Genomic DNA, 11,865 nt, shown 5'->3' with positions numbered 1-11,865 from the left:
CCTGTACCGCCAGTTGCGCCTGTACCTGTACCTGTGCCGCCAGTTGCGCCTGTACCTGTACCTGTGCCGCCAGCTCCAGATTGGGCAGAAGCAGGCAGAGCGAAGGACACGCTTGCTAAACTCAGAGTGCAAGCACCAGCCAAAACAAATTTGTACAAACTAAAAGATTTCATGGTCATGGTTGGTTTGCTATTGTGAAGTCCTGCGATCGCTTTTATCTTCAAAAACCACAGAGTCAACTTAATAGTCTTACCCTATGACCTGGGCTCTAGGTTCGCCAATCATCTTGAGGAGTATTTTAATAAAATAGGTTGGGCATAATGTTGAGTCTTCTATTCATTTTGTCGTGCAATTACGCGAATGCTAGTTAAATCGCACCCGCTCTTAAAATCTTAAGTTAAGTTTTCACTATTTTATTCCGCGAAATCTTAAAATATGCTTATACCTTCAGCGAATAATATAAAAGATTATATCCCCTTATCTCATCTCTTAAGATTAGCTTATTCCTTCTCAAGATAGAGGTAAAATTATAGATACAAGTTTAATTTGATGATGATATTCTCATTCTCTTGCCCCTGACTCTAGATAGTTAAAAGTTAAATTCAACAGTTCATAGCTGCTGCCATTAGCTAGCTATGAACTGGGAACTTTTTCTACTCGATTGGAGGGCATATTTTCTAGAAAAACATTTAATCCTTCTTCAACGTGAATGGAAGCACACTGAATTTTTTTGGTGACAATTGTCGCCGTTAGGTTGGCAGTAGAAATTTCGAGGAAAGCTTCTGGCAAGGCTTCAAACAAAAGCCGCTGTCCGGGGAAAACAACTCGTTCTAAGCTTGGTTCTGCCATATCCGCCATCCGAATAATTTGAATAAACCTAGTTCCATTAGTGTAAAAGCATAGAATTTTAGGGGCGGAATTTTCCAAACTTAAGGGTTCTACTTTTTGCGAGATCATAGCAATTTCCCTGTGGTATGCTAGAACAAAGAATTAATTAAAAAGCACACAAATATGCGATAAGTTCACCATGCTCATCAGAGCGGCTACATTTTTGCTTTTCTCATTAGTAGTTAGGAGGAAATAGGTGGGATACAATAACCAACAAAATCATATCAACATTAGCGGAGAACTAATATCTATCAAAAGGAATGACCAAATATGAAAGAGGTGTGTATTGGTTGCTACAGACTATTGTTTATATCAATTTTTCAATTAGCTACGAGCCCACAACTATAAATTTTGTAGCTTTAGATTATTAACACGCAGGGTATAAGGTGTGACATGAATTTAGATTTATTTGTCCGGCAGATAGAAACAATGTATGGGCGTTTGACTGAGCTCTATCAAGGTGCCTCCGCACCTTCTGTGCAGATGCCACAAATGCTGCCTGGAGTTTTCAAAGAACTAGGTACTGCCTCGGAAAAATTGCAACTGGCAGCAGTAGAATTGCTCCAGCAGAATGAGGAACTAATAGACTCAAAGACGCTACTGGAAGCAGAACGCCAGCGCTACCTAGATCTGTTCGAGTTTGCTCCCGACGCTTACTTAGTGACTGATACAGAAGGGATAATCCAGGAAGCTAACCGCGCGGCGACTGTGCTGTTAAATATTCCCCAGCACTACCTAATCGGGAAACCCCTGGCAGTTTTCGTCCCCGAAGCGGATCGCCTTCACTTTCGTCGGGAGCTAAATTTGCTCAAAGGGCGCGATCGCGTGTTGGAGTGGGATATCCGCCTGCAACCTCGCAACGGCGAAGTTTTTGATGCTGCTCTCACCCTGGGATCGGTTCGTAACTCTGAAGGTCAAGTGGTGGGTCTGCGTGTCTGCGTGCGCGACATCACTGAGCGTAAGCGGGCGGAAGCTGCTTTAGAAAATAATGATTACGATCCTATAGACGATCGCCCCGTGCATACTTATGCTAGAGGCGAGATGATTGCGCTGATTCCCCAAACTATTTGGCTAGTCTGCGAGGGATTGGTGAAGTTAAGTACCCTTGCTGATAATGGGGAAGAGGTGATTGTGGGATTTGCTGGCCATTCCACGCCCTTTGGCTCTAGCATGACATCGCTACAAGTATATCAAGCGACGGCGCTTTCAGACGTGCAATTAGTGTGTATTGCGATCGCTGAGCTGGGGATGTCGCCCCGGCTGACGGAGATACTTTTACCTAAAATTAACCAGCGGTTGCGACAAACAGAATTTCTCTTAGCAATTGCTGGACAGCGGCGCGTTAAAGATCGTTTATCTCGCTTGCTGTTGCTGTTGAAACAGGAAATTGGTCAACTACGGGCGGGGGAAACTCGCCTGAGTGTGCGACTGACTCATGAGGAACTGGCGGCGGCTTGTTGCACTACGAGGGTGACGATTACGCGAGAACTTAATAAGTTATTGCAGGAAGGGAAGATTGCTTTAGATAGCGATCGCCACATTATTCTTAAAAATGGAGCTTTCTCGTAAATTTGTATTGGTCTTTACTGAAGACTTTACTAGGAAATCAACTCTGAGAAATAGGGTGCGATCCCCAAGAATATTCATTCAGAAAGAGGAATGTTATACAGCAGGCTTTTAAGCTATTTTATAGCTTGAATAATAGGAGACTTTTATGCCAGAACAACAACTCGATTCCTTACCTTCAGAAGCTAGAGAATTACCCCAAGGAGCTCAGCAAATTTTTCAGGCTGCTTTTAAGAGTGCTAGTGAAGATGGGATGAGCGAAGAAGCTGCAACTCGCGTGGCTTGGAACAGTGTAAATAGCGAATACATTAAAGGTGATGATGGCAGTTGGCAGCACAAGCCAGATCAACCCAACGAGACTCGCAAATCGGTACAGTCCGGCGGTAACTAATTAAAAATGACGGTTTTTATTTAGGGATAGGGTGTGCGTTAGTACGCCCTATTTTAGGGGCTAGGAGAAGAAGGGACTAGGGGCTAGGGGCTAGGGGAAGAAGGGGAAGCGGGGAAAGAAGGGAATAGAATCAGGGAGTTTGGTGGGACTCAGAACGTCTTAACTACTAAGAAGGTTGCTATACAGCACTTTCCAGGTAAGTGAAGTATAGAGAAACCGGGTTTCTTATGCGAAAACCGATTTCTGGCGAGAATCAGAGAAGAAACCCGGTTTCTGGGGTGTACTTCATAAACCTGGAATCCGCTATATGTAGCTAGTGGGGAAGTTGGGAATATCCTCAATGCTCTTACAAAATGAAAAAATAACTCTCACGATAGAGGAATTACTGGTTTTATAACTGTTAATTTAGTTACAGTTAATTAAGGCACTAAGGTTATATGCTCAGTTCATCTCAAGCTTTAAAACGAGTTTTTTACTGCCCAGAGGAATCGAATTTTTATTCACAATGTTTAGAAAGCTTAGTATTTAATGATTATCCTGAGAATGCTGAGGTTGTGGTTGAATTTGGAGCGGGAGATGGTAGTCCAGTTATTAAGTCTTTATTGACAACGAGCTTTGAGGGGACAATACATGGATTTGAATTGAATCATTTAGCGGCGAATATTGCTCGCGCCCAAATTCAAGAATATGAACTCAGCGATAAGTATATCATCCACAATTCTAGTTTTTTTACTTCGGATCTACCTAAAGGCGGTTATTTAATCTCAAACCCGCCTTATCTTCCGGCTGAAGATGACAAGATTTATCAACCTCTACTACATGGAGGTAGAGATGGCTCTAGAATTGCGAGGCAGCTTTTATCTCTGGGCTATGAAAATGTGTTGTTGATGGTTTCTAGCTACTCTCATCCAGTAGGGTTGATTGAGTATGCTTTAGAGGAAGGCTACAATGTTGCTAATTTTATGGTTTCACCGTTGAGTTTTGGCTATTACAGTTCGGAATTGAAGGTGAGAAATACAATCGCTGCTCTGCGAGAGAAGGAAATGGCTTTTTATTCTCATAACATCTATTTACTGGCGGGTGTTTTGTTTAGGAAACAGCATAAATTCGGTACCGATTTGTCGAAGGAGTTAATTCAGTTAATGACTTGTCTCTAAGTGTTGGCTGAATTAAAGGAGCAATTGAATCAGTGAAGACGTGAAGACTTGCGCGGGTTGAGAGAAAGAGGGTAATTATGCCGATTTGGTGTAATTACCCTCTAAAAATTATTGACGCTCGGCTTGCTGGATCGATCGCACTACGGCTGCACCTGCGCGATCGCCCTGAAGCTTTTCTTGGTCGTACCCCAGCACGAGTTCCCAAGCGTCTTGGGGGTATTTTTCGGCTAGCGGTAAAGCGACATCATCTAACATCCAGCGACCGTGACGTTCGTCTTCTCTGATGTGTAGTTCCCAGTAACCCATTGCGCCGTCTGAGAGTTGCAAACGCTGGGCGGCGGCGAGATAATTTCTGTAGGCGGCGGGCCCGGCTACCTCGAAGTAGGTAAGACCGCCGCTGTAGCGTAGGAAGTAGCGTTTGCGTTCTGTGAGTAGGAAGTTGTGGTTGATGCTGGCGAGGACTTCCCAGGGTACTAGGTCAAAATAGGCTTCTGGTTCTGTGTGCATCCCCAATTCGGAGAGCATTTGAGCGAAGTAGGTGGAGTGTTTGCGGGGGAAGCGACCGCCGCCATATTCTTCGATGAGTACGCGGGTGAGGGTGGATTGGACTTCGTTACCTGCGCCGCCGAGGATGCGGGAAAGGCGGCTGGCTTCTACTAGGCCGTCGAAGGAGGCGATCGCGAGTAAGTGACGATATCCAGTTTCGCTCATTTGTTCGCGTAGGTAGCGATCGCTTGCCGATAAGGGTGGGTTAACATCAGCGGCGCAGCGATCGCTGAGTGCTTGCTTGATATCGGGCAATGCTTGCAGTGCAGGTACGGCAATTTGGGCGAGTTCCCATTCTTGCCAAGGTGATTCGATGCGATCGCGCACTTGCCTTAAGTAGTGCGATCGCTCGTTGGTGTAGTGGCGCAAGTCGTCGTACCAAAAAAATTTAAGTCTGTTGATGCGGTAAAGCGATCGCATCAGGAAGCGGTGAGCGCGATCGTCGCCGGAGGGTTGTTTGTAAGCAGCTTGGATTGCCTGCGCGATCGCACTTTCAAAGTTGGTAGCTAGTGAAGGTTGCGCTATTACTTTCTCATCTAGATCCTCTGTATCGAGCAAGTTGACGAATTGCTGCTCAGCTTCTTCATAATTTACAGCTTGAATGGGTGTTTCTAAGAGAGTTTGGGAGTCTGCTTTTCGGAATATATCTATGGTAGTGTGCATGAGTCAATTCACTCTAATTGTGCTTTTAGCCAACTTAGCAACCGTTGCAGTTTGCTAAGAATTTGGCTGCTTATATTAAAGATAGCTAGTCAGCAAAAAAAGAACACCTTTCAATTGATAGATATTTTTCTGGCCCAATAATGACGGAGCGGACGGATCGGATACTTACTCTAACGGGACTTACACACCCAACCAAAAAAACCTGTTGTGTTCTCGAACTCACCTCGATTACGATCGTTTTTAAGTTAAGCGATCGCGAAAATATTCTTGATATAACTTACACCTGGGACTACAATCATTACCATCAATTTTTACCAATCCCATACTATTTAATTTAAAAGCTAAATCTGAGCGCAATCGCACTGCACCAGCAGCCGTTACAACTGCTCTCATTCCCTCCAACAATTCCGAATATTTATTTAAATTCCACAAATGCCGCCGCAGATGATCGCTATAAATTCCCGACTCACTTGGAGCTTTTTTAACTAACGTATCTAAAGTCACATCTTGACGTGCAATATGATACATTGCCAGCCTTAGTAAATAAGGATGACCTCCTACTAGAGCTATCAATTCCTCAACTTCCAAAACACTCCAATCTAAACCATGCCGCCTCATTAACTCTTGTACTTGGTGGGGATTAAACTCTGGCAATTCAATCGGTAAACCGACATTAAATGGAGATTTGTTCACATCTAAAGGAATGTAAACTTCCGTTGAATGCACTACTACCAAACGAAAATTTTTCCAGATCTCGCGCCGCTTTGCTTCTTCGTGTAAAGCTCGCAGTAATCCAAAGAAATCATCAGCAATTTCGGGAAATTCAAAAACGCGATCGACTTCATCTAAACCTAAAGTTAGAGGTGTTGATGTTTCTGAAAGTAAACACTGTTCAAAGTAGGCCTTGCAGCACTGGTTGCCGCCAATAATATCTGCTAATTGCCAGTGCTTAACTAACCGATCTAGCAGACCAAACTCTTGACTAATACAACCACAAAACCATTGCAAAAATGTATTTGAATTGGCGAAAATCCTCTTATTCGCTAACTGAAAACTTAGAGAAAACGTCCGAGAACCTTCTTGCTCTGCCTGATGCAAAATCCTTGACATTAAAGAAGTTTTGCCCATTTGTCTAGGTGCTTTGATGCGGATTAATGCTCCTGGCTGGCTAATAGTTTCATAACAGCGCGATTCAATTGGATAACGATCGATATAAAAGCTAGAATTTAGTGCTACCTGTCCTGCTGGCAATTCTGGTATTAATATTGATAATGGTGGCAAGCAAGGCAATTTTTTATTAGTCGTAACGGCTATGTTAGGCTTTGCTAAAAAACTCCTATTTACGGCTAATTCATGGTCAGCACTTAGGGAAGTGCGGCCCTGTGCGATCGCGATCGCTATTTCCGAGGCTAACTTTGAGCTATCGTCTGCACAGCGCCACTTCCAAGGCTGAATCCCCTCTAAATAACTTAACAAATCGAGCGATCGCCCATTTGGGTAAAAGTCAACACAAATCGGTAAAATTGCTGGTTTTTGGGGAGTCAAATGATGCAATTCCAGAACTAGCTGCACCTGTGCTAACATCATTTCACCGATCGCAGATTCTTCCGAAAGCAGCAACAGCAAGTAATCAGAAAGCTTTAAATAGGACTCTAGATCGCCGTTTTTGCTAGTTAAAAACACTTCATGGCCCGCTGCGATCAATGCTGATTGCAACTGCTGAGCGAGGCTGTTGTTGTCCGCAGAATGCGCGATCGCAACTTTTGCCTTTTTTCGCCGCGTCTCCTCTGGCTGATAATTATCCTCTAAATCAGCAATATCGCGCCATTCCTGCGCCAAAACCCGGCAAATTTCCGCAAAATTGGCATAATCTACAGGCTTACCATTCAAAAAATTACTGACAGTAGACTGGGCTATCCCTAAGTCCTCAGCAAGAATTTTCTGGCTAGGAAAGCCATTTCTGAGAAGGGCAGATTTAACTGCGGAAATGCACTGTTGTCGCACCCTTAGCGATCGCGGCATTGGTTATGTAAGCTCAAGACACTGCAACCATCTTAAGTATTAATTATCCCTAAAGTCGATGAAAAGTCAATGAATTCTCAAATAACTCAGTCACGAACTCAGCTATCGCGCTGATTTGATTAGGAAATAACAGACAAAGTTGAGCAGTTAACAGGAGGTGAATCATTATGTACTCTACTTTAATCTGGTCGCTGGCAGTAGCAACTAATCAAACAGCATTTACAATCACACCGCCTATCTTGTGGTTACTTATCGGAGTTATATTAGCTCTAATTGAGCTATTAATCATCAAAACACAGCCACAAAAACACAGGTTTTATGTGCTAATGATGGGAGCTTCTGCTCTAATTGAAGCCTTTATTTTATGGAGGGGATCGATAGCATTTCAGTTTAGCTGGGTGGACATAATGTATGAAGATTTTGACTGGCAGATTATGTATTGGATGGGCATAGCTCTTCCCCTAACTGTCTGGGTTAGACCAGTCTTTATTATTCGCAAAAAATTTGTCATACCCGAAGCAACTCAAGCCACAACCATCTCAGAAATTTTGGCGGGAGAAACCGGAATGGTGATTTATGAAGGTGCTTCTTGGAAAGCCCGTAATGAAGATTCTCAAGGTACGATCGCACCCCGCCAAAAAGTTTATGTTTTGCGACGGGAAGGCAACACGCTGATTGTTGTACCAGAAAAATTCATTCACATCAGCAACTAAAAGTTTACAGAAAACTCAATTCATTTTCACGTCTACCTTACCATTTACCAGGAGATTCATCATGTATCAGTATTTTTTGATGGTGTTATTTGCTATCACCGGGGTATCCTTAACTAGCAGCGTGAAAATAGTCCGCCAAGGGGATGAAGCTTTAGTTGAGATTTTCGGAAAATATGATGGTAAGAAACTCGATCCAGGCTTGACATTTTTGATTCCATTTATTGAGCAAGTCGCTTATAAAGAAACCCTTCGCGAACAAATTTTAAACCTGCAACCGCAACAATGCACGACCAAAGATCGAGTTTCCGTCACTGTTGAATTTATTGTCTATTGGCGAATAATTGACTTAGAAAAAGCTTCCTATAAGGTGCAAAATCTTAAAGAAGCAATGCTAAATATGTTGATTCTTTCAATTCGGACGCACATTGCGAAATTAGCTGTCGAGGAACTTTACACGGCTCGTAATGAAATCAATAATGCTTTAGTGGAAGAGTTAGATACGACAACTGACGCTTGGGGCGTTAAGTTTACGAGAGTGGAATTGCGCGACTTTTACATGGGCAGTAAGGTGATTCAGCCGACATCCCTTGAGCGCAAAGATGGACAAAAGGGGCGAGTTTAGGGATTGGTTGAATTTGAGGCGATCGCGTTATCGAGAAAGATGCGATCGCTTTTATTTTAAACTTGTTCACAGTATTTACAATTTCAATCTGGTCGGAATTAAGGATAATATTTTCATTCGCGCCTCTACTTTTGCGGGCAGGTGAATAATTACCTCGAATTGTTCAGGCTCAAGAATAATATTTATGTAGGCAAAACCTCCCACAAACTTCTCATTAGGAATGGCAAGGTCTACCGCGTAAACTTCTGGATTTTCATAACATTCGACTATTCCTCCTACCGTTCCTTTTGGAATGAGAAAGTCAGAAGATTCATCAGGAATTTCAATTAATGTTTGAATTTGGTCATAGATTTTTGCTTTCATTGTTTTACTCCTATTAAATGTAAACTTCAACCCAATTTGTGATTAGCTTTGGGATATCTCTACCATTATCTAATAGAACTCTGTAAAGTCACGTTTCGTCAATTTAAGGAGATAAAACTATGACGAGAAACTCGGAATCAACTAATGCAGGGTGCGGATGCTTTTTGCTTTTAATGTTGATTGGGGCATTTGGCGCGATCGCTTACCCATTATTTTTTACTTGTCATTCTAACAAAAGTCCCTCCTCGGAAGCAAAACAGTATGTTGGCTCAATGAACCGAACGCAGCAAGCATATTTTGCCGAAAAAAGTGGTTTTGCCACTTCTGTAGATGCTTTGGGAATTGGCATTAAAACCGAGACCACAAATTACAAGTATTCAGTTCGTGCAACTAAGAAGGCTGTCTTTAATTATGGAATCTCCAAAAAACGGGAGCTTAAAAGTTATCTTGGGGGTGCTTTTTTAATACCAACCAAGCCCTATCAGGAGAATGTAATAACAACAATCTCTATCCTGTGTAGCACTGACAAGCCCGGTATAATTACACCCCTACCTCCCAGACTTGAAAATGGTGTATTAGTTTGCGGAACTGGAACAATATCCGTGACAAAATAGGGTTTTATTTAATCCGAAAATACACATCGTAAATAATTGTTAAAATCCCCTGCGATTCCTGCGTTTTCTCTAACCATCAGCTATCATTACTTAAAGCCAAAACTTGGTTCAAACTTCGTCATCAAAGGAGTCAACAAATGAAAGTAAAAATGATTTTGCCAGCCCTCACCGAAGCCATCAGTCCCCACTGGCGACCGATCAAATATTCCCTATTTCCACCCTTGGGATTAGCCACAATTGCCAGTTTTTTTAGTGAAGATGACGAAATTGACCTCCAAGACGAGCACGTTGAACCTCTAAACCTAGATGACGAACCAGATTTAGTAGTAATTCAAGTCTACATTACCTCTGCTTACCGCGCCTACGAATTAGCCGATTACTATCGCAAAAAAGGCGCTTATATCGCCCTCGGCGGCCTCCATGTCACCTCCCTCCCAGAAGAAGCCGCCGCCCATGCTGACACCATATTTCTCGGCCCTGGGGAAGATACTTGGCCGCAGTTTCTTAAAGATTGGCATTTAGGCAAACCAGAAAAAGTTTATACCTCTAGAAATCGCACTTTAATTGGAGTCCCCCCAATCCGCCGCGATTTAATCAAAAGGCAACTATATTTAGTCCCAAATTCTATTGTAGTATCGCGCGGTTGTCCCCATCACTGCGATTTTTGCTACAAAGAATCCTTCTTCAAAGGTGGCAAATCTTTCTACACCCAAACAGTGGATAGTGCCTTAGCTGAAATTGAAAGATTGCCAGGAAAACACCTATTTTTTCTTGACGATCACTTGTTTGGAGATGTCCGTTTTGCCAGCGCCTTATTTGATGGTTTAAAAGGAATGGGGCGAGTGTGGCAAGCTGCTGGTACTGTTCATGCAATTTTGCAGCCAGACTTGTTAGAAAAAGCTGTAGAAAGTGGCTTGCGGAGTTTATTTGTCGGCTTTGAAACTCTTAATTCTGTCAACCTAAGAGAACAGCACAAATATCATAACTTAAATCGGGATTATAGTGCTGCAATCCGGCGTTTACATGACATGGGTGTGATGATTAATGGCAGTTTTGTTTTCGGCATGGATGAAGATGATGAAACTGTGTTTGATACTACTGTAGAATGGGCTGTAAATAATGGGATAGAAACTGCCACATTTCATATTTTAACACCATATCCCGGTACAGATTTGTATCAGCGAATGGATGCCGAAAACCGGATAGAGCATCATAATTGGGATTTGTACGATACTCGCAATGTTGTATTTAAACCTAAGAAAATGACCCCAGAAGTTTTAGAAGCTGGTTACTGGCGGGCCTATCAAGATTTCTATCGCTGGAGTTCAATATTTCAAGGAGTTGCAACTAAAAATACTTGGAATCATCGAATGCGGCATTTACTTTATGCAGGGGGTTGGAAAAAATTTGAGCCTTTGTGGGATTTGATTATTCGCGCGGAACAAATAGCCAAGATACAACCAATGTTAGAAACCATTCTCAGCGGGTTTAATAAAAATCCAAATTTGGCAAGTCCAACCCCTGAAAAATCAATTCCTGAGTTAGTTCATTAAATAGATAAAGGACTTAAAGCAGCTACGTAACGCCCCCCAGGAGGTGCGGAGTGTAAGCTGGAGTCGAGATGGAGTGGCGATCGCATCAGCAAATGGTGCAATGGCGATATTGTGGCATTTAGATATTAAGGATTTGTTAAGACAAGGTGGCGATCGCGTCCGCGAAAAACTGAAAGCCAACCCAAAGATTACCAAAAGTGGTTCATTGTGCGACGGTATGAGTACACCAGAAAAGAGGCGATCGACGATCGTCCATAATGAGATTGGGAATAACTAATTAAAACTAAATCGGTGTACTCCACGCTAGAGCAAAAATACCAACGTCTGCAAAAAGAATTAGTTGGCGGTGCGATCGCCCTTGGCGGCATTTTCTGCATCGGCACGCTTTGGTATAGCCTGATTGAAGGGTGGCCGCCCCTCGATGCCGCTTACATGACAGTATTTACTCTAGCCACCGTAGGTTATGGCGAAATTCACCCCCTTGGTTCGCGCGGGCGGATGTTCACCATCTACCTAATTTTAATGGGCGTTGTCACCATCGGTTACATCGTCAACCGCTTTACAGAAGCCCTAATTCAAGGTTACTTTCAAGAAGGAGCTAGGCTGAGGCAACAACGGCGCTTGGTAGATTCATTAGTTGGACATTACATTCTCTGCGGTTTTGGGCGCATGGGTCGCCAAATTGCCTTAGAATTTAAGGCAGAAGGCATCCCTTTTGTCGTCGTCGATTCTGACCCAAATTCCATCCAAGATGCCCTCTTGTCAGG

General features: G+C 43.0%; 13 protein-coding genes. 9 read left to right on the top strand and 4 right to left on the bottom strand.

Going from position 1 to position 11,865, the window contains the following annotated elements:
• Positions 1-633: 633 nt before the first annotated feature.
• The gene (locus PN499_RS05015; protein ID WP_272030589.1) at positions 634-957 is read right to left on the bottom strand and encodes a DUF1830 domain-containing protein; all 324 of its coding nucleotides are present in this window, start codon (positions 955-957) and stop codon (positions 634-636) included.
• A 324-nt stretch (positions 958-1,281) separates the two neighbouring features.
• Here PN499_RS05015 and PN499_RS05010 point away from each other — a divergent pair, with 324 nt between their 5' ends.
• The 3 genes from PN499_RS05010 (at position 1,282) to PN499_RS05000 (ending at position 4,002) form a co-directional block, all read left to right on the top strand.
• Positions 1,282-2,457, top strand: a complete 1,176-nt coding sequence (locus tag PN499_RS05010; protein ID WP_272030587.1) for a PAS domain S-box protein — start codon at positions 1,282-1,284, stop codon at positions 2,455-2,457.
• A gap of 145 nt (positions 2,458-2,602) precedes the next feature.
• A complete protein-coding gene (locus PN499_RS05005; protein ID WP_272030585.1) occupies positions 2,603-2,845 on the top strand; it encodes a ChaB family protein in 243 nt (80 codons plus the stop codon).
• Between the two features lie 437 nt (positions 2,846-3,282).
• On the top strand, positions 3,283-4,002 hold the full coding sequence (locus PN499_RS05000) for a class I SAM-dependent methyltransferase (protein ID WP_272030583.1): 720 nt from the start codon (positions 3,283-3,285) through the stop codon (positions 4,000-4,002).
• Positions 4,003-4,110: 108 nt separating this feature from the next.
• Here PN499_RS05000 and PN499_RS04995 read toward each other — a convergent pair whose 3' ends face one another.
• Together PN499_RS04995 and PN499_RS04990 are read right to left on the bottom strand one after the other, a co-directional pair.
• Positions 4,111-5,211 (bottom strand): iron-containing redox enzyme family protein, encoded by a 1,101-nt coding sequence (locus tag PN499_RS04995; RefSeq protein ID WP_272030582.1) that lies wholly within the window; start codon positions 5,209-5,211, stop codon positions 4,111-4,113.
• A 240-nt stretch (positions 5,212-5,451) separates the two neighbouring features.
• Complete coding sequence (locus tag PN499_RS04990; protein WP_272030580.1) at positions 5,452-7,233, bottom strand: AAA-like domain-containing protein; 1,782 nt, start codon at positions 7,231-7,233, stop codon at positions 5,452-5,454.
• Positions 7,234-7,400: 167 nt separating this feature from the next.
• Between PN499_RS04990 and PN499_RS04985 the strand changes: the two genes are divergently transcribed.
• Both PN499_RS04985 and PN499_RS04980 read left to right on the top strand, forming a co-directional pair.
• Entirely contained in the window at positions 7,401-7,946 is a 546-nt protein-coding gene (locus tag PN499_RS04985; protein WP_272030579.1) for an NfeD family protein, read from the top strand.
• 61 nt (positions 7,947-8,007) lie between these two features.
• Positions 8,008-8,568 (top strand): SPFH domain-containing protein, encoded by a 561-nt coding sequence (locus PN499_RS04980; protein WP_272030578.1) that lies wholly within the window; start codon positions 8,008-8,010, stop codon positions 8,566-8,568.
• Between the two features lie 75 nt (positions 8,569-8,643).
• On the opposite strand, the gene PN499_RS04975 is transcribed toward PN499_RS04980, so the two are convergent.
• On the bottom strand, positions 8,644-8,931 hold the full coding sequence (locus PN499_RS04975; RefSeq protein WP_272030577.1) for a hypothetical protein: 288 nt from the start codon (positions 8,929-8,931) through the stop codon (positions 8,644-8,646).
• A gap of 119 nt (positions 8,932-9,050) precedes the next feature.
• On the opposite strand from PN499_RS04975, the gene PN499_RS04970 reads away from it, so the two are divergent.
• The 4 genes from PN499_RS04970 to PN499_RS04955 all read left to right on the top strand — a co-directional run.
• Complete coding sequence (locus tag PN499_RS04970) at positions 9,051-9,545, top strand: type IV pilin-like G/H family protein (RefSeq protein WP_272030576.1); 495 nt, start codon at positions 9,051-9,053, stop codon at positions 9,543-9,545.
• A 137-nt stretch (positions 9,546-9,682) separates the two neighbouring features.
• A complete protein-coding gene (locus PN499_RS04965; RefSeq protein WP_272030575.1) occupies positions 9,683-11,098 on the top strand; it encodes a B12-binding domain-containing radical SAM protein in 1,416 nt (471 codons plus the stop codon).
• A 43-nt stretch (positions 11,099-11,141) separates the two neighbouring features.
• Entirely contained in the window at positions 11,142-11,375 is a 234-nt protein-coding gene (locus PN499_RS04960; protein ID WP_272030574.1) for a hypothetical protein, read from the top strand.
• Positions 11,376-11,389: 14 nt separating this feature from the next.
• On the top strand, positions 11,390-11,865 hold a 476-nt coding region (locus PN499_RS04955; protein WP_272030572.1), incomplete at its 3' end, for a potassium channel family protein.

Origin of the sequence: Kamptonema animale CS-326 (assembly GCF_028330895.1) — a bacterium.
GTDB classification, from domain to species: Bacteria; Cyanobacteriota; Cyanobacteriia; order Cyanobacteriales; family Microcoleaceae; genus Kamptonema; species Kamptonema formosum.
The sequence above is the reverse complement of the archived record's forward strand: the minus strand, read 5'-3'. Positions and strand labels throughout refer to the sequence as shown.

What these genes read in the sequence shown, in the direction of transcription:
- PN499_RS05015 (WP_272030589.1), bottom strand. Translation starts at nt 957, where the DNA reads ATGATCTCGCAAAAAGTAGAACCCTTAAGTTTGGAAAATTCCGCCCCT.
- PN499_RS05010 (WP_272030587.1), top strand. Translation starts at nt 1,282, where the DNA reads ATGAATTTAGATTTATTTGTCCGGCAGATAGAAACAATGTATGGGCGT.
- PN499_RS05005 (WP_272030585.1), top strand. Translation starts at nt 2,603, where the DNA reads ATGCCAGAACAACAACTCGATTCCTTACCTTCAGAAGCTAGAGAATTA.
- PN499_RS05000 (WP_272030583.1), top strand. Translation starts at nt 3,283, where the DNA reads ATGCTCAGTTCATCTCAAGCTTTAAAACGAGTTTTTTACTGCCCAGAG.
- PN499_RS04995 (WP_272030582.1), bottom strand. Translation starts at nt 5,211, where the DNA reads ATGCACACTACCATAGATATATTCCGAAAAGCAGACTCCCAAACTCTC.
- PN499_RS04990 (WP_272030580.1), bottom strand. Translation starts at nt 7,233, where the DNA reads ATGCCGCGATCGCTAAGGGTGCGACAACAGTGCATTTCCGCAGTTAAA.
- PN499_RS04985 (WP_272030579.1), top strand. Translation starts at nt 7,401, where the DNA reads ATGTACTCTACTTTAATCTGGTCGCTGGCAGTAGCAACTAATCAAACA.
- PN499_RS04980 (WP_272030578.1), top strand. Translation starts at nt 8,008, where the DNA reads ATGTATCAGTATTTTTTGATGGTGTTATTTGCTATCACCGGGGTATCC.
- PN499_RS04975 (WP_272030577.1), bottom strand. Translation starts at nt 8,931, where the DNA reads ATGAAAGCAAAAATCTATGACCAAATTCAAACATTAATTGAAATTCCT.
- PN499_RS04970 (WP_272030576.1), top strand. Translation starts at nt 9,051, where the DNA reads ATGACGAGAAACTCGGAATCAACTAATGCAGGGTGCGGATGCTTTTTG.
- PN499_RS04965 (WP_272030575.1), top strand. Translation starts at nt 9,683, where the DNA reads ATGAAAGTAAAAATGATTTTGCCAGCCCTCACCGAAGCCATCAGTCCC.